Source organism: Staphylococcus sp. ZWU0021, assembly GCF_000798895.1.
GTDB lineage: Bacteria > Bacillota > Bacilli > Staphylococcales > Staphylococcaceae > Staphylococcus > Staphylococcus saprophyticus.
In genome coordinates, this window is the sequence record NZ_JTLN01000030.1 from 105,001 (window position 1) to 125,070 (window position 20,070).

The following is a 20,070-nucleotide window of genomic DNA, read 5'->3' on the forward strand; positions in this document are numbered from 1 at the left end:
TTTTTTATTAAATAGCACAATGTTTAACAGCGCTATGCATCAGATTCTATTCAATCTACAATCTCATTGATTATTAAAATAGCTTTTTTGTACTCAATTAAAAACGCGTGAAAAACCAATCTAATTTTTAAATCAGATTTGATTTCTCACGCGCTATTCTTATATTAAATACCTAAATTATCTTTTACGTTTGTCTCAATTTCATTTAATGAATTTTCACTAGGTACAAAGTAATATAGTCCGTCATCTTGAATGCCACCTTGGCCTTCTAATTGATGTCTATTTACATTGTCATTTGCATCTTTATAATTACTTCTTACTTTATTTAATTCACCGACTGATAAATCTGTCTTCACATTATCTTCAACATGATTCATTAAAGAATTAAAATGCGTAATAGAACTCACACTTGTAAGTTTATTGGCAAGGCCTTGAATAACAAGTTGTTGACGTTCTTGACGTCCAAAATCGCCACCAGCTCCATCTTCTTTACGACTTCTGATAAACGCCATGGCTTCTTTACCATCCATTTTAGACCGTTCACCTTCAGTAAATTGATAACCGTCATAAGAGAAAGTTGCGTTACTTGTTACTGTAATACCACCAACAGTGTCAATCATATCTTGCATACCATCCATATCAATTGTTGCGTAATGGTCAGTCGGTACATTTAATAATTTTTCTAGAGACTTCACTGCCATGTCAGGCCCACCATATGCATATGCGTGGTTAATTTTTTCAGTTGTCCCTTTACCAACAATATCTGCTTGTGTATCTCTAGGTATACTAACGATTTCAGTTGTTTTCTTTTCTGGATTAACGGATAGTACCATAATCGTGTCACTACGTTGTCCACCGCCGTTAGCATTTCTTTCGGCATTAGAATCTACGCCAAATAATGCAATAGTAAATGGATCTCCATCATCCAAATTCACACTTTTATCTCTTAATGATGATTTATCTCTATCAAGAGGGTTATGGATAGATCCTCCAACAGAAAATATTTTATAGCCAAGATATATGACTGCAATTAATGCTAGCAGCACTAATATGCCTATAAACCACAAGAAAACTTTTGTCGGTAAGCCCATTTTTTTATTTTTTTCAGAACGATTCACTCTTATCATTCTCCATTTCTATGTCAATTTTCTACTCTATTTAATAATACATTATATAGTAATATAATAAATAAGACATAGTTCTTTAGACCTATTATTTATTTAATAAATAATAAAACTAAAACATTTTTTGTGATTTCCTAATTTTTATATCCATTACCTGAATTAAGTACATCTAACATATGTGTATGACAAGCTTTATTACTAATAATAAACGGACCTGCTGTTGAAAAATCTAACTTTGTATTATCCAATGTGGTCATTTTCAAGCCAAGTTCACTTGCAAATAAAAATTGTGCTGCTATGTCCCATGGCTTCGGATTCGTGTTGACATGTGCACCAAACTGACCTTTAATTACACGTATTGAATCTAGTCCACATGAGCCAATACAACGGTATCCAAATGATGCCTCGTTCAAATCTTGAATCGTTTCATCATTAATTACTAATGGATTATAAGAAATAATCGCATCTTTTAACTCGATATCTTCTGGCGATGATAATGGCTCGCCATTTACATAAGCTCCGAATCCTCTGACTGCTTTATAAAGTTTGCCATGTGGATAATCATAAATATATGACAGCATAGGCTCACCTTCTACAAAATACCCTAAGATAATACAATAATCTTCTTGTTGCTTAACTAAGTTGGTTGTACCATCGATTGGATCCATAATCCAAACATGACCTTCTTTAGCATTGATTTCACTATTAGACTTCTCTTCTGCAAATAACTGATGACTAGGATAATGTTCTTTTAAAAATGACTCGAACTTTTGTTGAATGGATTTATCTACATTGGTCACTAAATCAAACCTGTTTTTTTTAGTACTTGTAACCATATCATTGATTAACTTTGGAATAATGTCATCTAACGTATTAAACCAAGCATGAATTGAATCATCTATTTTAATAAGTTGTTCTTTTTCCATATGAGATACACCTCTTCATTTAAATAATATAAACCGAACCTATATACGCTATATAATTGTTTTATTTTATCACAGAATCCGCATTGAAATACATGTTATTTGGCTACGATTAAAATACAGTTAATCAAAATACCATTTATATACTCAATAATTACAAAATAAAACCGACTAGCGTCGCTAGCCGGTTAAATAGAAAGGAAAGTAAGTAATAAATATTGAAGATGTTTGATTAGTAACTCGAACAAATAGATATTAACAAAACTATATGTAATAGCCTACCCCTTTGCCATCTATTCGCTACCCCTTTGTTACTAGTTATATACTAACATAACCTCCTCATAAATGTAAGCGTTTTCTTTAAATTTCTCGAAAAAATTTTTCTAAATGTCATCATTGTCACTTTTGTGATATAATAAATGTAATATGTAATCATTTGGGAGGTAACTTTCTAATGAATAAACGCGAAAGACAAAATAAACTTGTTCTAGCTATTCAAGAGAATAGACAGATTACTGCTTCAGAATTAGCGACGGATTTAAATGTATCCAAAAGGACGATTTTAAGAGACATTCAAGATTTAGAAGATCAAGGTGTTAAGATTTTGGCAAAACATGGTAAGTTGGGTGGTTACCAATTGCAAGAAACACCAAATAGTTATGAAATTGAGCTAACTGAAAACCAATTATCTGCTTTATTCCTAGTTTTGAATGAAAGTCAATCTTATTCAACACTGCCTTATAAAGAAGAAATAAATGCAATTATTAAAAAATGCTTAAATTTACCTTATACAAAAATGAGACGTTATTTAAAAAAATTAGATCGTTATATTAAATTTGATCATAGTGAACATCTCAATTTACCCCCTATATTCTCAGAGGTACTCATCTACTGTACAGAAAGAAATGTGATGGCCGTGGAATATAATAATCGTACTGATATTGTAACTGAAAATGTTATTTTCATTGGATTACTTTGTGATGAAGGACTTTGGAAGGCTGTCATTTTTGAAATTGGACTTGGTAAAACAAATGAAATCCCCATTGTTGATATTCATGATATTTCGTATTCTTTTGGCAAAACAATCAAAACACAAGATATTACCGTCAATAATTATCAACAATTTTTAAATCCAACTGAGTCCTAATGTTCAGTTGGATTTTCTTTATCCATATATTTAATAAAATATAATTATCTATACCTCCACTACTCAGTTAATTCTGTACTCTACTTCTTCTAATTAACCTACTTTTAGACACTACTAAAAACTTCATCTATAATTCTGCCATTGCATTGTAAAATTTTAAAAACCCTTCGCTTATTTATTGTTTATTATGCCACAATTTAACGAAAGGATGATTCTATGTATCACCTAGAATTTCACAACTTAGAAAAACGTATAACCAAGTTACTCAATTTAATCGAGATATATAAATTTGCTTATGTTACCAATCATAAAAAGAAACTTCAATATAAACAGGATGTTCATGATTTTATAGAGCAAGAATATACTGAATTTAAACAAGATGCTTTGTATCAATTATCCCTTTTTCATTATAATTACTTTACTTTTTTAAGCAATCAAATGGAACAACCGCTCGACGAATTAACGATCGGCAATACCACGAAACATATCGAACTTATCCAACAACGTTTAATGCATATCCATCAAGTACTTTCCTATTATTTGTAATAAAATTTCATTTTAAATAAAAATAGAAATTCAAATTGTAATACTTTTTCATATGTTGTACAATGAAACCGATTACAGCATTAAAGGAGTGGTAAAAATGCATGGTTTTTCTATTTATCTTGGTCAATCCATCGATAAATCATATATAAGACGCATGGTTGAGTTAGGATACACGACTATTTTCACTTCAGTTCAAATTCCTGAAGACAATGAGAATACTAAATATCGCTATTTGGGAGAACTTTTAGACTATCTATCAAACGATCAGCTGACTTATATGATTGATATCAATCCTTCATTGCTGAATCAATCTTTCTATCAATTCTTGAAGCAATATCAGCAGGCGCATTTTATTATTCGCGTAGATCATAGTACTTCTATTGATATTGTCAATGAAATTATTGAAAATGGATTCCAATGTTGTCTCAATGCCAGTATTGTATCCGAACAATTGTTGCAACAGTTATATACTCAGTTAAATGATTTTAGTTATATATGCTATTGTCATAACTATTATCCTCGTCCAGATACTGGATTAACGACAGATTTTGTTAACGCTCAAAATAAATTAATTTTGAAATTTAATCCTAATGCCAATATCTATGGCTTTATAGTTGGAACTACAAAACGTGGCCCACTTTATAGAGGATTACCAACACTCGAATGCTCGAGATATATGCACCCCCTTAAAAGTGCTCAACTATTACTAGATCAATCAGTAAACCATATCATGGTTGGCGATACACAAATAACACAACGATACGCTCATAAACTCATATCACTTTTAACACAAAGACATTTCACTTTATCTATCACATTAAAAGACTTACAAGTTAAATCCATATTATCAAAACGACATAGCGTCCGTATCGATAACCCAGCAAATGTACTGCGCTCACAAGAAGCACGTCATTATTGTCAATCAGATATAAAACCTCAATTTAATCATATCCGAAAAACAGGCGCTATTACCGTAGACAACCAACTCAATGGTCGCTATCAAGGAGAACTGCAAATTATCAAGACAGATTTACACCCTCACGAACATATAAATGTTGTTGGTCAAATTATTGACGATGATATACCGCTCATTGATTGCTTACGTCCTAATGATACCTTTGAATTTATTATACAAACAAGGAGCTGAAATTTATGAATAATTCTATGACTGAAGCAAGAAATGAAGCAACCATGCATTTAGATGAAATGTCCATTATACAAGCCTTAGAAACTATGAATGCTGAAGATCAAAAAGTACCCCAACAAATTCATGATATATTACCAAAATTAGCAGAAGTAATTAAAGTTACAACGGAACAATTTAAACAAGGTGGTCGCATCATTTATATCGGGGCTGGAACCAGTGGTCGTTTAGGTGTCCTCGATGCAGCAGAATGTGTACCGACTTTTAATACTTCAACTAATGAAGTTATTGGACTCATAGCTGGTGGACAACGTGCAATGACAGTAGCAGTTGAAGGTGCAGAAGATAGTGAGTCGCTTGCGCGTGAAGACTTAAAACATATACATCTAAATGAAAAAGATGTTGTTATTGGTATTGCAGCTAGCGGCAGCACGCCCTATGTTATGGGCGGACTCAAATGTGCTACAGAGATTGGAGCACACACAGTCGCTATATCTTGTAACACAAACACCAAAATAAGTGACCTAGCACAATATCCAATCGAAGTGAATGTAGGACCAGAAGTATTAACTGGCTCAACAAGATTGAAATCTGGAACAGCGCAAAAGTTAATATTGAATATGATTTCCACAATTACAATGGTAGGTGTTGGTAAAGTTTACGATAACCTCATGGTAGATGTAAAAGCAACAAACCAAAAGTTAATAGATCGTTCCATACGGATTATTCAAGACATATGTGACATTTCATATAATCAAGCGCAATCACTTTATGAATCCGCTGATCAAAACTTAAAAGTAGCCGTCGTCATGCATCTCTGCGATATTAATAAATCTGAAGCCGTTACTCGACTTAACGATAATAATCATATCATTAAAAAAGCAATACAGAATTAATTCACCACGATATCACTAAGCAAATTTATTCAAGAATGATTACCTGTATTCAATATAAGAGGAGGTTATATTATGACAAAAGAGCAAATATTAGCAGAACATATCATTGACGCGGTTGGTGGCATCGATAATATGGATAATATCATTAATTGTATGACTCGCGTTAGAATTAAAGTACTCGATGAAGATAAAATTGATTACGAACAACTAAAATCAATTAAAGGTGTTATGGGCGTAGTTAAAGATGACCGTGTACAAGTCGTTGTAGGGCCAGGAACGGTTAATAAAGTGGCATCTCACATGTCCGAATTAAGCGGTGCCCCTTTAGGAGAAACAATCAAACATAAATCGAAAGACTACCGTGCAAATGCCGAAGCACAAGCCCAAGCAAATAAATCTGAATTCCAAAGTAAACAAAAACGTGGTAAATTCAATAAATTATTAAAGACCATAGCTAATATTTTCATACCTTTAATTCCTGCATTTATTGGTGCGGGTTTAATTGGCGGTATCGCCGCTGTATTAAGTAACTTATTAGCAGCAGGACAAATTTCTGGCGAGTGGGTAACTCAACTTGTTACGGTATTTAACGTTATCAAAGATGGTATGTTAGCCTACCTCGCTATCTTCACTGGCATCAATGCTGCAAAAGAATTTGGTGCTACACCTGGTTTAGGTGGCGTCATCGGTGGTACAACATTATTGACGGGATTAACAGACAAAAATATGATTACTAATATTTTTACTGGTGAACCCCTTCAACCTGGCCAAGGTGGTATTATTGGCGTAATCTTTGCAGTTTGGTTACTCAGTATTATAGAGAAACGTCTACATAAAATCGTCCCTAATTCAATCGACATTATTGTTACGCCTACAATCACTTTATTTATCATTGGTTTGTTAACAATCTTTATATTTATGCCTTTAGCTGGGTTCGTTTCTGACGGACTTGTTACTGTGATTAACGGCATCATCGATATTGGCGGCGTCTTTAGCGGCTTTATCATCGGTGCATTCTTCCTACCATTAGTTATGTTAGGATTACATCATATGTTTACGCCTATTCACATTGAAATGATTAATCAAACAGGTGCTACTTATTTACTTCCTATTGCAGCAATGGCAGGTGCTGGACAAGTTGGTGCAGCGCTTGCACTTTGGGTAAGATGTCGTAAAAATACAACCTTAAGAGACACACTGAAAGGTGCTTTGCCAGTAGGATTTTTAGGCATTGGAGAGCCATTAATTTATGGTGTGACATTACCACTAGGCAAGCCATTCATTACTGCTTGTATTGGTGGCGGTATTGGCGGTGCAGTCATAGGTGGTATTGGTCACATAGGCGCAACTGCAATTGGACCAAGTGGTATTTCTTTATTACCTTTGATTTCAGATCATATGTATTTAGGTTACATTGCAGGACTACTCGTAGCATATGCAGGTGGTTTCATATTCACCTATTTCTTTGGTACAACGAAAGCTATGCGAGAATCTGATACACTAGGTGATTAAAATGACCAACGTACTTTATAAAATTGATAGCAATTATAATCAATTAACTAAAAGCGAGAAAAAAATCGCTGACTTCATACTAATTACACCGCATAAAATGATAAATATGTCTGTCCAAGATTTATCAAATGAAATTGATACAAGTACTGCATCCATTGTTAGATTTAGTAAGAAAATAACTGGAAAAGGATTTCAAGAGCTTAAAATCGCTATATCTCGTTATTTACCTAATGATGCAATTAACAATAATCATCTAGAACTTGTAGATAATGAATCTGTAGATACACTTAAAAACAAAATGTTATCTCGTGTCACTGATACGATGAATTATGTATCTAATCATATTGATGACCAAATGATAGATCACATATGCGATACGATGAAGCGTGCACGTACAATCTTTCTATTTGGCTATGGTGCCTCTCTCGTGATAGTGACTGACCTTTTCCAAAAATTATCGCGCATAGGACTTAATGTTCGTCTACTTCAAGAGACGCATTTATTCATGTCGACGCTAGCTACCCATGATGAACGTGACTGTATTATTTTTGTTACGAATCAAGGTAGTCATAGCGAAATGCAATCCATGGCAAAAGTCGCTAAAGATTATACGATACCTATTATTACAATTTCTAGTTCAAATGATAATCCAGTTGCTAAAATATCAGATTACACCATTATTTATGGCCAAACAGATGAAAATGAATTGCGCATGGCTGCCACGACATCTCTATTCGCACAATTGTTTACTGTTGATATTTTATATTATCGCTATATTGCCTTAAATTACCAAAGTGCACTGGATTCAATTACACAATCTAAAATGGCTTTAGATAATTATCGTAAGCATTTATCTACCATTCGGTTTAAACACTAATTACTTTTTACAAAAAAAACACTTTCCCTAATGATCACATTGTATTGTGAACTTAGAGAAAGTGTTTTATTTGTTTTCTTAGTTATGAAATTGAATTAAGATGATTGATCATTTTTGAAAAAATCAAAGATGTTTTTGGCATTATCTGTATTATCAATGTTACCTTGGAATCGGTCACTACCTGGACCAAATGCATAAGTATTTACATCTTCACCAGTATGACCATACGTTGTCCATCCAGTATTAGACTTATCGTTAATTGGTTTTTGTACTGCATCTTGTAGTTTTTGTAATTGATCTTTATATTTTTCGTCATCTTCATCAAGATCTTTTAATTTTTTAGCTTCTTCATTAATTTTATCAATTTGACTTTGTTTTACATCAAATCCATAACCCTCTTTAATGACTTTCGCAGCGTCTTTACCACTAGCAATTTGCTTTGTCATATAAGAACCTGAATGTTTCATTGAGTGAATCGCATCTGGATTCCAAACGTAGTCTTTACCCTTAGCAATGGATAACCCACCTGTTGAATGGTCAGCAGTCGCAACGACTAGCGTATCTGGATTTGCTTTAGCGTATTGTGTTGCATAGTCAAATGCTTTTTCAAAACCTTGCATTTCAGACATTACGCCAGTAACATCATTAGGATGACCAGATTTATCAATTGAAGCACCCTCTACCATTAAGAAGAATCCTTTATCATTTTGTTTCAATTTATTAACAGCAGTATCTGTCATATCAACAAGTTTTGGATTTTGTTTTGGTGCATCAATTTGTAAAGGCATATCATTATCTGCAAATAAACCTAGTATTTGCTTGCTATTAGAGTTTTGCATTTGCGATTTATTCTTCACAATATCATAACCATCTTTTTTTAATTTATCTGTGAGGTTACCATTCTCTTTTCCGAAATATTCAGCACCGCCACCAAGTAGCACGTCCACTTTGTGTTGGCCATTTATTTTATCATTATAAAATTGTTGCGCAATTTCATCTTTTTTATCACGATCATCAACATGTGACGCATAAGCTGCTGGTGTAGCATCCGTAAGTTCAGCAGTAGACACAAGTCCAGTTGACTTACCATTTTCTTTAGCTTGTTCTAAAACAGTTTTAACATCCTTTTTATTTTCATCAACACCAATTGCACCATTATATGTTTTATGACCAGAACTAAAAGCAGTTGCCCCAGCAGCTGAATCCGTTACATTTTCTTTTGGATCATCTGGATTTGTACGTTGGTTACCTGCTAAATAATGATCAAATGCTGTTTTATCCATTTCTTTTGTTTCAGGATTATCTGCAAAATAACGGTATGCAGAGTTATATGAAGGTCCCATACCATCGCCCACAAGGAAAATCACATTTTTAGGATTTTTAGTATTTCCCATATATGAAACTTCATCATTTTGATTTGAATCTTGTCCTCCGCCTGATGCATAAGTTGGTTGTGCACTCCCCAATGCTGTACCAGCCACAATTGCACTTGCTACAGAAATAGTTGCTAACCTATTGAAGATTTTCATAAATTAATAACTCCTTTAATATGTATTATCGTGCTACACATTCAGTTTAAAACACTAGTTTTGAGTGAACATTTTAATATAGTTAATTTTCTGTAAATTAACTATATTATGAATATAAATAGCTTATTAAATAAATATGAAACCTTTTATGTTGAAATTATTTTAATAAAAAAACAAACAGAGCCTGAGACATCTATTTTTGTCTCAGACTCGTTATACTTCAATAAGCATTCAAGCTATTTCTAATATTTACTTTACTTATATCAGTTTGTCTTTACTCAATTTATGGTAGCCTTTTAAGAAAAAGAATAATGTCATAAATAATAAGAATATAATACCAATTACAACTGAAACGACGGTTTCTTTATTAAACAACATACCAATCAATACCATTATAAAGAATGCCATCGTAATATAGTTTGTTATAGCACCACCAGGCATCTTGAATGGGTGACCATCTAATTCGTCAGGATGATTTTTTCTAAATCTTAAATGACTAATTAAAATCATAAACCACGGTACCATACCAGGTAAGATTGACGCACTATATACGTAAACAAAGATACTGTCTGCACCTTTAATGAATAAAGGTAAGATAACATTTAATAATGCACCAATTAAAATACCAATTGCAATGGCAAGTACAGTCCAAATTGGAACACCATTTTTCATAACTTTACCAAAGAATTTAGGTAACATGCCTTTTTGAGATAAGTTCAATGTCATACGACTAGCACTGAATATACCTGAGTTACAACCTGACATTGCTGCAGTCAATACAACAAAGTTAATTAAACCAGCTGCAAAGGTAATACCTACTTTCGCAAATGTTGCTACAAAAGGACTACCTATGTTTCCTAATTCATCCCATGGATAAACAGTAACAATCACAAAAATTGCACCAATATAGAAAATTAATATACGCCAGATAACACCATTAACCGCACTTTTAATATTTTTCTGCGGATCTTTCGTCTCACCAGCTGTAATACCAATTAATTCCACACCTTGATATGAACCAATAACAATTGATAGCGCAAAGAAGAATCCAATCCAACCATTAGGCATGAAACCACCATGTGACCATAAATTAGATAAGCCGATCGCTTCTCCACCATTACCAAGTCCAAAGAAAATTAATCCAAAGCCAGCAACAATCATTAATATAATTGTTACAACTTTAATCATTGCAAACCAGAATTCAAATTCACCGAACGCCTTAACAGATACAAGGTTTGCACCTGCTAATAGTGCAACCACAATAACACCAGGAATCCACTGTGGTAAATCTGGGAACCAGTAGTTCATATATTCTCCAACGGCAATGACCTCACTCATTCCTACAACAACCCATTGGAATATATTACTCCAAGCTGTTAAGTACCCTGCCACTGGATGTATGTAATCACTTGCAAAGTTAGCAAAAGAACCAGAAGTTGGATGTAAGTAAACCATTTCTCCCATTGCTCTCATTACTAAGAATAAAAAGATACCTGCAATTAAATATGCGAATATCACAGAAGGACCTGTCCATTTTATAGTGCTGGTTGCCCCCATAAACAATCCAACACCGATTGTTCCGCCAAGAGCGATCATACGCATTTGACGAGCACCTAATCCCCTTTGTAATTCATTATTTTCTTCCATCATTCAAACCCCATCTCTTTCAAATATAAGTAAATTTCATTTCACTTATTATGTCGCTATTATACTATAAATTCAAAAAATTTAAACAATTATTTTGAATTATGTAAGGGTTTACATTTTCCGTCATTAATTGTATGCGATTTTAGTAAAAAAAGCAAAGTCTTTTTTTATTATTTTATTACTTCAATCCTACATTTTTTAAATATAGGTTTTAAACATCTATATAAATAAGTTTTAAAGAAAGCACCATATCACTATCCATCAGTACTTTGCGCATGATATTCAATGATTTAGGCTCATAAGGAAAATTCATTTTATTCAAACATCACTTAAATACTTTATAGCTTATCAAAATATATTTTGTGAAAATATTCACAATTTAATCACTTCGTAGTATACTATGCTTAATTAAAGAAAGTGAGGATAATAAAGTGAACGAAAAAAATGTTAAATGGGATAAAGTCTTTTACGGTAAATCTTGGATAAATCATGTAGTAGATACAATAAGAACAAAGGATATACTTCAAAGTTTTTATTTCAAACGTTATTTACTTCGCGCCATCATGGCTGGATTTATATTAGGTGTCATCACAGTATTTGTATTACTTATTAAAGCTTCTCTTGATACACATGTTCCCACAGGTGTTATCAATTTAGTGGCTGCTGTCGCATTTAGTTTTGCGCTTGTTTTAATACTATTTACAAATTCAGAGCTACTGACAAGCAACTTTATGTATTTTACTGTTGGTTTATATTATCGCGTTATCAGTCCAACTCGTGTTTTAAAAATCTTCATGCTTTGCTTTATTGGGAATGCCTTAGGTGGCCTAGTTTTCTTTCTTATATTAAAAGGCTCTGATGTTATGACAGTTGATATGTTTACGCAATTAGAGGCAACCATTGAACATAAAACATTATCTTCAAGTTTGATAGCGATATTAATTAAAGGTATTTTTGCAAATTTCTTCATTAATATTTCTTTAGTCATTGCGATGCAAATAGATGATATTTTAGCTAAAATGTTTGTCATGATGTTTGGTGTGTCAATTTTTGCATTTATGGGTTATGAACATGTCGTATACAATACTGTCCTTTTCGCAGGCGGTCTCATTTATCATAGTAACGTATTAGCTTTAACTCCTGCAGTTATCAATCTGATTGGTGCAGGTATTGGGAATTATATCGGGGGTGGTTTAATTATAGGTTTATTCTATGCATATTTAAATGATCACCATCAATATGATCACAAAGTATCAACTAAACCAGTGAAACATTAACTTAAATACATTGTATGGTATACTCTTTATTAGATTTGATTACAAAGGAGTTTTATATGAATCAACACTTACTGAAACGTACAATTACGATTTCCATCATTTTTGGTGTGTTATTTTTCGTATTAAATTATTTTAGTGGTTCCGATAGTTCCATTGGGCAACTCATATTAAAAAGTATACTTGTCATCGTTGTCTTTGGCATTTTATATTTTGTGCTTTTCTCTATAGTAAATTCACCTGAAAGAAAATATAAATTTGGAATAACCATTCCAATCGCATTACTTATTGCAATACTCATTAGTGCGATATTCTCCGCTCTGAAAGTAGGTATTGTCATTGGCTTAATTCTCGGGATTATTGCTGGTTATGTATGGGAATTTATTGCAAAAAATAAAAATGGTGGTGACAAATCATGAGTATTATCTTAGGCGTCGTTGTTATGATTTTGTTAATCGTAAGTTTGATACCCAACCTTAAAGCTGTTAAAAAATCAAAAGAAACAGGTGAAAAGAATCCTCGTTTTGCCATTATGGTGGGAATCGATGCGATTCTACTTATTCTTGTTATCGTAACACTTCTATTTAAATTTTTATCATAGAAACATAAAATGGCTGCCGTGTTTTAACACGACAGCCTTTTTTAATATCAAAATTGATTTTGTAAGACAAAATAATAAAGTGCTGCTGCGCCTAATAAATAAACTAAAGTACCCACCATAAACGAACGGAAATGAATATGAAACGGTATCTTTTTATTAAAAATAGGTCCTAGTACTAAATTACCAATCGCTAATATGATAGGTCCACCTAAGAAAAACAATATCAAATAACCATTCATAGTATTAACCCCTATTATTTTCAAAACATAATTTTATAATTTCTTCTGCAGATAAATCTTTTCCTATATAAGCAACCTCATTAAAATCTTGTAATTCTGTCATCTCGTTTGTATTAACAATGACATCTAATCCTGCGGTAACAGCAGCCGTGGCACCATTAACAGAGTCTTCTAACGCAAGACAATTCGTAGGATTGTAATTTAGTTTTTGCACTGCTGTTAAATATGGATCTGGATTCGGTTTAATTGCTGCAACATCCTCACGTCCTACAATAATATCTATATAAGCATCTAAACCTAAGTTTTTAAATGTTGGCAGAATATCTTCTCGATAACTACTTGTTGCGATTGCCATTGGTATATGGTGTTGTTTACAATAATCCATTAACTTTTGTACAGATTCAATAATCGGTAAATCCACACTTGTTTCATGATGCTCTTCATAAATTTTATTTTTATTGTCAATACCAAGTACTTCCTCTAAATAATTATGTAATGCGGTTGCAGCACCACCAATCGATTGTCGATAATAGTCTAAGCTAATTTCATTTTGCTTATGCTGTTTTAAATGTTTATTGATGATTTCAAATAGATGTTTTTCTGTATCAATCATCGTACCATCAAAATCAAATACCACTGCTTTATACATGAATATGCCTCCAATAATTGCTTCACAATTCAATAATTTAATCGTTTCTATTTAGTAATAGCTTATCATAATTTCAAGTGTAATTAATCTTCTTTATCTTATCAATTTCACACCAAAAAAAGTGGGTACCTAAATTCACTACTTAAAGTCGTAGTGTCATTTGTGTACCCACTGTTGATTAAGATTTTAACGTTTATTCCAGTATTTTGCTAAAATTGGTCCTGTAATATTATGTACTAAACTAAATACTGCACCCGGAACAGCTGCTAGCGGACTAAAATGCACAGTCGCTAACGATACTGCCAGACCAGAATTTTGCATTCCAACTTCAATAGATACTGCTTTCTTGTCTGCTCTCTCTAGTTTAAATATACGTGCTAGCGTATAACCAAGTGTATAACCTACTATATTATGCAAGATAACAACAGCAAAGATTAATAAACCAGTTTCAAGAATCTGTGATTTACTCCCTCCAACGACTGATGCTAAAATTAATGAAATAGCAACTACAGATACAATTGGCAATGCCGTAGCAGATTTGGCCGCAAAATTTTTGAATACCTTTTGTAATATAAAACCAATCAATATCGGTATCAATATAACTTGAATGACTGACCAAAACATACTCATGAATGAAACTTGTAGCCATTCATGCGCAAATAAATATATTAATGCTGGTGTCATAATTGGCGCAAGTAAAGTTGAAACACTTGTGATGGCAACTGATAGCGCAACATTCGCATTAGCTAAGTAACTCATAACGTTACTTGATGTCCCTCCTGGACAACAGCCTACTAATATAACACCAATTGCAACTTCTGGTGGTAAATGAAATAATTTTGCTATTAAAAATGCCGTTAATGGCATAATCGTATATTGTAAAATGACGCCAATAATAACTGAACGTGGCGACTGAAATACAATTTTAAAGTCTTTGGGATCAATTGTTAACCCCATCCCCAACATCACAATACCCAATAAATATGGTACCCATCCGCTCAATGTAGCTAACTGTGCTGGAAAAATAAATCCAATAATTGCAGCAATTAACATCCATACTAAGAATGTGTTGGTGGCAAATCTACTAACTTTTGATAACATCTTAAACACTTCCCTCTATGTATTAACAAAGAAAAATGTATCATACTTTAAGCCCTCAAACAACTGAATTTTCTAAATATTCTAATTTTTTAAATACTAGTGTTTAAATTTTTTTCAACTTCATTCTATAGACCTAGTGCTTACTGTAAAAAAGAGTGGTACAATCTAATAGAAATATAAATATGTAAAAATTTAAGTGTAATAGAATATTATGATTAATAACGATAAAACACTTTATATAGATATTGGGGGTATAATATGTTTTTAGATAAAACTGAAACGTTTGTGTTAAATATTGAAGGTCTTGGTAAGCGCGCGACGAGAAAGCACTTAACAAAACTTTTAAAACAAATTCACTTTTGTAATTCTTTTAAATTCACTATTTTCAAGAAAAATAATTTATATGCTTTAGAGATAAATTTACCGAAACAACAGCTACCATATTTGATTAGCTTTTTAAGTTTTCATAATTATGCCATCTATCAAATACTAGAAAGTGCACATTCAGATGAACTGTTAGCATTAGATCACTTATTATTATCATCGAAACGTTTTGAATTAGTCGTAGATGGTCTACATGATGCATTTATAAAAGATAAAGTCATCGACATCATGAATTTAATCAATCAAACTGACTATATCTCTTATACCTTCAATAGAAACAAGATAAATGTTTCATGTTCACCTTCTATATTTGCAAAATTAATATATTTAGTTGCAACACATAATATAGATGTACTCGGAGCAGTATACCAACCAAGACTGATGCATAAAGTAAGAATTTCATAAACTTCACATAAATTTGGAATAAGCATGACATATCGTTTTTCCTAAAATAGCGTTGACATGAACTAATTCCAATATAACTAAGTAGAGTCTGAGACAAAAATAGATGTCTCAGACCCTTTTTCATTTAGGCAGTAGATGACTGAAGTGAAAATGCGCTTATATCAAGCTATTTTCAATCCTAGTCATCCTTGCCGGGGTGGGACCACGAAATCTCTATTAGAAAATTTGATTTCTGTCCCACTCCCTAAAATCCACTATACTTTACTGCGATTCATTCACTATATTTTCAAAAGCCTCTCTTACTTGTGGCACAGACATACCTACAACGACTTGTACGTTCTTACCACTCTTAACTAATCCATGCGACATTTGGTTATGCGTAAAATACCCACTATCTTCTACTTTCTCTGGATCATTAACAGTCAATCTCAAACGTGTCGTACAATTAGTAACATCTTTAATATTTTCCTTACCACCTAAGCCCTCTAAATAATAAATTGCTTTATCTTCATACTCATTTCCAGTAGATGCAGTTGTTTTTGTTTCTCCTTTTTTATCTTTATAATCATGTTTACTATACAATTTCACATCTTCTTCATCTTTTTTACGACCAGGAAGTGGAATATTGAATTTTAAAATTAAAAATCTAAATAAGAAGTAATATATTGCTGTAAATACAAGACCAATAATTATTTGGAATACGTATGTTAGCCAATGGTTTTGTGCTAAAGGAATCCAGTTTGTTGCGAAGAAGTCTAAAAGTCCCCCGCCAAAATTACCGACAAGACCAAATCCATACATTAATGTATCCATTGTAGCAGCTAATAATGCATGTAATACAAATAAATAAGGTGCAATAAATAAGAATGTAAATTCTAATGGTTCCGTAATACCTACAACGACTGCAGTTAATGTTGCTGGTATAAGTAATGCTGCAATTTTCTTTTTATTCTCTTTAGGTGTCGTAGAGTACATTGCTAAAGCAATACCAATAGCACCAAATACTTTACCATTACCTTGTAGCATAAAGCCATAAGGAAATTGTTCTTTTAATGGTTTCGTACTCTTAGCAAACTCATTGACATGTTCGAACCATTCGGCTTTCAAACCGTGATTAACTACTACTGGGCCGACTTCAATTGGTGCATAAATGAAATGATGTAGGCCAGTTGGAATGAGCACTCTCTCTAAGAAATGGTACAACCATACACCAATATAACCTGAACCTATGATAAATCCTTGTAATGATGAAATGCCTCCTTGTACAGTTGGCCAAATAATACAAGTAATTAATGCAACTGGCAACATAACAAAGAATGAAATCGTAACAACAAAGGTCAATCCTTGGAATACCCCTAACATTTCAGGAAGACGTTTACTGTAATAGCGATTATGTATCCAAGTTATGATACTGGAGATGATAATACCGCCTAATATGTTTGTATCGAGCGTTTCTATACCAGCAATCGCTTTAAGGCCTGTTACATTTTCAACGCCTTTTTCCAAATTTGCGCCAAATGTATGTGGCCATTGCGTAAGTATTGCATTGATAAATGTATTAAACATTAAGTAACCCATTAAGGCAGCTAAGGCAGCGTGTCCCGGTGCTTTCTTAGCTAATGATAAAGGTAAACCTACTACAAAGACGATTTCCATGTGATTAAATATCGTCCAACCACCTGATTCAATCACAGACCAAATCTTAAACCAATTCGTTCCTTCTTCTGCAATACTCCCCATAATTGATGGATTTTTAAATAGTGTTGCAAACCCAAGTACAATACCAAAGAAAGCAAACATTAATACAGGTACGATCATTGCACTACCAAACCTTTTAATTGCGTTCATAACTGTGTTCCCTCATTTCCTATCAGTTCAATTTTCAAAATTTTAAACATCTATACTTTTTTATTATATTCAATCGTATTCATTGCTTATGCTTAATATTAAAGGAAACGCTTACATAAAAACAATAGTTTGACGTCATTTGGAATAATTTTGTATAATCAGATTATATTTTCAAAAGTTGAAAATATTTCCATTAAGTGTGAGGTGATTACCATTGTTTTTAGATGAACGCGTCAATAATAACTTTAATAAATTAAACGAAAATGATTTACATATAGCACATTTTATTAATACACATATTAATCAATGTAAAACGATGAAAATACAAGAATTAGCTGCGAATACCCATGCATCCAATGCGACGATCCATCGTTTTACACGTAAGCTTGGGTTTGACGGATACAGTGATTTTAAATCTTATTTAAAATTTGAAACAGAACAATCACATCAGCTGCCTTCCGACTCTATTGAAGGATTTAAACAAGAAATTGAAAATACGTTCACTTATTTAGAGCGCATTGATTATGAACTGATTACCGATAAAATTAACCAAGCCGAAACGGTCTATCTATACGGTACAGGTTTAGCTCAGATGAATGTTGCTCAAGAAGCACAACGGATTTTATTAACAATTCATAAGAATATTATTGTCCTACATGATGTTCATGAATTTAAAATGGTCTTAAATAAAGCAACACCGAAAGATATCTTTTTTATCATTTCGCTTTCCGGAGAAACAACGCAACTTTCAGATATCACTAATTTACTGCAACTGCGTCAAAAATACTTTTTCTCAGTAACTACATTGAAAGATAACACGCTAGCACAAAAAGCAAATTATAATATCTATGTTTCGAGTAATACGTTTTATCTCGTAGATGGTATAGATTACTCTAGCTTTATCAGTTATCATATCTTTTTCGAAACATTGCTACGGAAATATAATGAACGCCAAGAAAAAGGCGAACTCAACACACACTAAAAAAAGGACTTACAAGCAATCAATTCATTTTGTACTGAACCCCAAAAGTTGTACTTTGGTTTAGTGTAATATTTCAAAGGTTTGTTTCCTAAAATTTTTAGGAGACAAGCCTTTTAATTTTGATTTAATTCTTTCATCATTATAAAAAATAATATAGTTTTGAATAGCTAGCTCCAATTGATAAAAATGATCAAATTTTTTTCCATAAAACATTTCTTGCTTCAATAATCCAAAAAAGTTTTCCATAACTGAATTATCGAGACAATTTCCCTTTCTTGACATACTTTGAAACACTTTATTTTCTTTTAAAATATTTACGTATTTCGCATTTTGATAATGCCAACCTTGATCTGAATGTATAGTTAATCGATAATTAACATTTGGACATTTATTTAAAAGTTCTTTTAGTGGATTGATAGCCATATCTAGTGTTGGGTGACTTGAAATACTATAGCTCATAATTTCTGAACTATATAAATCAATATATGCAGATAAATATAATTTTGATCCATTATTTAACTTAAATTCTGTAATATCAGTCACTACTTTTTGATAAGGGCGATTCGTATTAAAACGTCGTTTTAATAAATGTTTTGCTATTTTGCCTACATTTCCTTTGTAAGATTTATACTTACGTCCTCTATGTGTAAATTTTGTACAAGTGAGTTTTAATTCTTTCATTAACTTTCTTACCTTTTTATGATTCACTTTAATACCTTTATTTGATAAGGATTGAGTAACTCTTCTATAGCCATAGATATATCCACATTCTTCACATATCGCTTTAATAGTTTCAATTAATTCTTTATCTTTATTTGGTTGTTTAAAACGTTCTAGCCAATAGTAATAAACAGATTTAGCTACTTTTGAAACTTTAAATAATAGACTGAGCCCAAAATTTAATGTTTCATGTAATACTTTTATGATTTTTACTTTTTCGAATGTTTTGTTTCGTAATTTTGAGTCAAGGCTTGTAACTTTTTTTGATAAGCTATACCTGCTTTTAATATCTCATTTTCATTTCTTAGTCTTTCTAATTCCTCGCGTTCACTTTCTTTTAATTCGGTTGATTTAGACTTTACTTTCGAATGTTTTTTATCCATTTTATTTGGACGTCCTTTCCGATTGTTGTCTAGTCCGAGGATACCTTTCTCTTCAAATATACGTTGCCAAGCACATATCATGGCGCTATTACTTATTTTAAAATGGCTTGCTGTTTCTCGATAAGACAACATGTTTTCT

The 20,070-nt window shown here is 32.4% G+C and carries 21 protein-coding genes; 11 read left to right on the forward strand and 10 right to left on the reverse strand.

Annotated elements, in window-relative coordinates; all coding sequences use genetic code 11:
• Positions 1-164: 164 nt before the first annotated feature.
• Both L987_RS09620 and L987_RS09625 read right to left on the reverse strand, forming a co-directional pair.
• Positions 165-1,118 carry an LCP family glycopolymer transferase gene (locus L987_RS09620; RefSeq protein WP_047504422.1) on the reverse strand — a complete coding sequence of 318 codons (954 nt, stop codon included), beginning with the start codon at positions 1,116-1,118 and terminating at the stop codon, positions 165-167.
• 140 nt (positions 1,119-1,258) lie between these two features.
• The gene (locus L987_RS09625; RefSeq protein WP_011302544.1) at positions 1,259-2,050 is read right to left on the reverse strand and encodes an inositol monophosphatase family protein; all 792 of its coding nucleotides are present in this window, start codon (positions 2,048-2,050) and stop codon (positions 1,259-1,261) included.
• A 451-nt stretch (positions 2,051-2,501) separates the two neighbouring features.
• Between L987_RS09625 and L987_RS09630 the strand changes: the two genes are divergently transcribed.
• The 6 genes from L987_RS09630 to L987_RS09655 all read left to right on the forward strand — a co-directional run bounded on the left by L987_RS09630 (position 2,502) and on the right by L987_RS09655 (position 8,169).
• Positions 2,502-3,194, forward strand: a complete 693-nt coding sequence (locus L987_RS09630; RefSeq protein WP_011302543.1) for a helix-turn-helix transcriptional regulator — start codon at positions 2,502-2,504, stop codon at positions 3,192-3,194.
• Between the two features lie 216 nt (positions 3,195-3,410).
• Positions 3,411-3,740, forward strand: a complete 330-nt coding sequence (locus L987_RS09635; protein ID WP_011302542.1) for a hypothetical protein — start codon at positions 3,411-3,413, stop codon at positions 3,738-3,740.
• Positions 3,741-3,837: 97 nt separating this feature from the next.
• A complete protein-coding gene (locus L987_RS09640; protein WP_047504427.1) occupies positions 3,838-4,887 on the forward strand; it encodes a MupG family TIM beta-alpha barrel fold protein in 1,050 nt (349 codons plus the stop codon).
• Between the two features lie 5 nt (positions 4,888-4,892).
• Entirely contained in the window at positions 4,893-5,780 is an 888-nt protein-coding gene (gene murQ / locus L987_RS09645) for an N-acetylmuramic acid 6-phosphate etherase (protein WP_011302540.1), read from the forward strand.
• 72 nt (positions 5,781-5,852) lie between these two features.
• Positions 5,853-7,292 carry a PTS transporter subunit EIIC gene (locus L987_RS09650; protein WP_011302539.1) on the forward strand — a complete coding sequence of 480 codons (1,440 nt, stop codon included), beginning with the start codon at positions 5,853-5,855 and terminating at the stop codon, positions 7,290-7,292.
• Position 7,293: 1 nt separating this feature from the next.
• Entirely contained in the window at positions 7,294-8,169 is an 876-nt protein-coding gene (locus tag L987_RS09655; protein WP_047504431.1) for a MurR/RpiR family transcriptional regulator, read from the forward strand.
• Between the two features lie 95 nt (positions 8,170-8,264).
• Here L987_RS09655 and L987_RS09660 read toward each other — a convergent pair whose 3' ends face one another.
• Together L987_RS09660 and L987_RS09665 are read right to left on the reverse strand one after the other, a co-directional pair.
• The gene (locus tag L987_RS09660) at positions 8,265-9,698 is read right to left on the reverse strand and encodes an alkaline phosphatase (protein WP_011302537.1); all 1,434 of its coding nucleotides are present in this window, start codon (positions 9,696-9,698) and stop codon (positions 8,265-8,267) included.
• 258 nt (positions 9,699-9,956) lie between these two features.
• Entirely contained in the window at positions 9,957-11,345 is a 1,389-nt protein-coding gene (locus tag L987_RS09665; protein ID WP_047504436.1) for an amino acid permease, read from the reverse strand.
• Positions 11,346-11,776: 431 nt separating this feature from the next.
• Between L987_RS09665 and L987_RS09670 the strand changes: the two genes are divergently transcribed.
• From L987_RS09670 to L987_RS09680, 3 genes are read left to right on the forward strand one after another with little or no spacing between them, the layout of a single operon-like run.
• Positions 11,777-12,622: a formate/nitrite transporter family protein gene (locus L987_RS09670; protein ID WP_011302535.1), complete on the forward strand. Its 846-nt coding sequence runs from the start codon at positions 11,777-11,779 to the stop codon at positions 12,620-12,622.
• A 56-nt stretch (positions 12,623-12,678) separates the two neighbouring features.
• Positions 12,679-13,038 carry a hypothetical protein gene (locus tag L987_RS09675; protein WP_002482541.1) on the forward strand — a complete coding sequence of 120 codons (360 nt, stop codon included), beginning with the start codon at positions 12,679-12,681 and terminating at the stop codon, positions 13,036-13,038.
• A complete protein-coding gene (locus tag L987_RS09680) occupies positions 13,035-13,220 on the forward strand; it encodes a hypothetical protein (protein WP_002482540.1) in 186 nt (61 codons plus the stop codon). Before L987_RS09675 ends, L987_RS09680 begins: the two co-directional genes overlap by 4 nt.
• 47 nt (positions 13,221-13,267) lie before the next feature.
• Here L987_RS09680 and L987_RS09685 read toward each other — a convergent pair whose 3' ends face one another.
• The 3 genes from L987_RS09685 to L987_RS09695 form a co-directional block, all read right to left on the reverse strand.
• Positions 13,268-13,459: a hypothetical protein gene (locus L987_RS09685; protein ID WP_011302534.1), complete on the reverse strand. Its 192-nt coding sequence runs from the start codon at positions 13,457-13,459 to the stop codon at positions 13,268-13,270.
• Positions 13,460-13,463: 4 nt separating this feature from the next.
• Positions 13,464-14,108 (reverse strand): HAD family hydrolase, encoded by a 645-nt coding sequence (locus tag L987_RS09690; RefSeq protein ID WP_047504439.1) that lies wholly within the window; start codon positions 14,106-14,108, stop codon positions 13,464-13,466.
• A gap of 186 nt (positions 14,109-14,294) precedes the next feature.
• Positions 14,295-15,209 (reverse strand): bile acid:sodium symporter family protein, encoded by a 915-nt coding sequence (locus L987_RS09695; protein ID WP_011302532.1) that lies wholly within the window; start codon positions 15,207-15,209, stop codon positions 14,295-14,297.
• Between the two features lie 258 nt (positions 15,210-15,467).
• On the opposite strand from L987_RS09695, the gene L987_RS09700 reads away from it, so the two are divergent.
• Complete coding sequence (locus tag L987_RS09700; protein ID WP_011302531.1) at positions 15,468-15,998, forward strand: hypothetical protein; 531 nt, start codon at positions 15,468-15,470, stop codon at positions 15,996-15,998.
• 261 nt (positions 15,999-16,259) lie between these two features.
• On the opposite strand, the gene L987_RS09705 is transcribed toward L987_RS09700, so the two are convergent.
• The gene (locus L987_RS09705) at positions 16,260-17,846 is read right to left on the reverse strand and encodes an alpha-glucoside-specific PTS transporter subunit IIBC (protein ID WP_011302530.1); all 1,587 of its coding nucleotides are present in this window, start codon (positions 17,844-17,846) and stop codon (positions 16,260-16,262) included.
• Between the two features lie 214 nt (positions 17,847-18,060).
• Between L987_RS09705 and L987_RS09710 the strand changes: the two genes are divergently transcribed.
• Positions 18,061-18,828: a MurR/RpiR family transcriptional regulator gene (locus L987_RS09710; RefSeq protein WP_002482534.1), complete on the forward strand. Its 768-nt coding sequence runs from the start codon at positions 18,061-18,063 to the stop codon at positions 18,826-18,828.
• A 60-nt stretch (positions 18,829-18,888) separates the two neighbouring features.
• Here L987_RS09710 and L987_RS09715 read toward each other — a convergent pair whose 3' ends face one another.
• Positions 18,889-19,836, reverse strand: coding sequence for an IS3 family transposase (locus L987_RS09715; RefSeq protein WP_107607738.1), 948 nt, complete (start codon positions 19,834-19,836; stop codon positions 18,889-18,891).
• Positions 19,758-20,063 carry a helix-turn-helix domain-containing protein gene (locus tag L987_RS13760; RefSeq protein WP_064205823.1) on the reverse strand — a complete coding sequence of 102 codons (306 nt, stop codon included), beginning with the start codon at positions 20,061-20,063 and terminating at the stop codon, positions 19,758-19,760. The genes L987_RS09715 and L987_RS13760 overlap by 79 nt, the downstream gene beginning before the upstream one ends.
• Positions 20,064-20,070 lie beyond the last annotated feature (7 nt).

Excerpts from the sequence above, each read along its gene's own strand:
- L987_RS09625 (WP_011302544.1), bottom strand. The coding sequence starts at position 2,050 with ATGGAAAAAGAACAACTTATTAAAATAGATGATTCAATTCATGCTTGG.
- L987_RS09630 (WP_011302543.1), top strand. The coding sequence starts at position 2,502 with ATGAATAAACGCGAAAGACAAAATAAACTTGTTCTAGCTATTCAAGAG.
- L987_RS09635 (WP_011302542.1), top strand. The coding sequence starts at position 3,411 with ATGTATCACCTAGAATTTCACAACTTAGAAAAACGTATAACCAAGTTA.
- L987_RS09640 (WP_047504427.1), top strand. The coding sequence starts at position 3,838 with ATGCATGGTTTTTCTATTTATCTTGGTCAATCCATCGATAAATCATAT.
- murQ (WP_011302540.1), top strand. The coding sequence starts at position 4,893 with ATGAATAATTCTATGACTGAAGCAAGAAATGAAGCAACCATGCATTTA.
- L987_RS09650 (WP_011302539.1), top strand. The coding sequence starts at position 5,853 with ATGACAAAAGAGCAAATATTAGCAGAACATATCATTGACGCGGTTGGT.
- L987_RS09655 (WP_047504431.1), top strand. The coding sequence starts at position 7,294 with ATGACCAACGTACTTTATAAAATTGATAGCAATTATAATCAATTAACT.
- L987_RS09660 (WP_011302537.1), bottom strand. The coding sequence starts at position 9,698 with ATGAAAATCTTCAATAGGTTAGCAACTATTTCTGTAGCAAGTGCAATT.
- L987_RS09665 (WP_047504436.1), bottom strand. The coding sequence starts at position 11,345 with ATGGAAGAAAATAATGAATTACAAAGGGGATTAGGTGCTCGTCAAATG.
- L987_RS09675 (WP_002482541.1), top strand. The coding sequence starts at position 12,679 with ATGAATCAACACTTACTGAAACGTACAATTACGATTTCCATCATTTTT.
- L987_RS09680 (WP_002482540.1), top strand. The coding sequence starts at position 13,035 with ATGAGTATTATCTTAGGCGTCGTTGTTATGATTTTGTTAATCGTAAGT.
- L987_RS09685 (WP_011302534.1), bottom strand. The coding sequence starts at position 13,459 with ATGAATGGTTATTTGATATTGTTTTTCTTAGGTGGACCTATCATATTA.
- L987_RS09690 (WP_047504439.1), bottom strand. The coding sequence starts at position 14,108 with ATGTATAAAGCAGTGGTATTTGATTTTGATGGTACGATGATTGATACA.
- L987_RS09695 (WP_011302532.1), bottom strand. The coding sequence starts at position 15,209 with ATGTTATCAAAAGTTAGTAGATTTGCCACCAACACATTCTTAGTATGG.
- L987_RS09700 (WP_011302531.1), top strand. The coding sequence starts at position 15,468 with ATGTTTTTAGATAAAACTGAAACGTTTGTGTTAAATATTGAAGGTCTT.
- L987_RS09705 (WP_011302530.1), bottom strand. The coding sequence starts at position 17,846 with ATGAACGCAATTAAAAGGTTTGGTAGTGCAATGATCGTACCTGTATTA.
- L987_RS13760 (WP_064205823.1), bottom strand. The coding sequence starts at position 20,063 with ATGTTGTCTTATCGAGAAACAGCAAGCCATTTTAAAATAAGTAATAGC.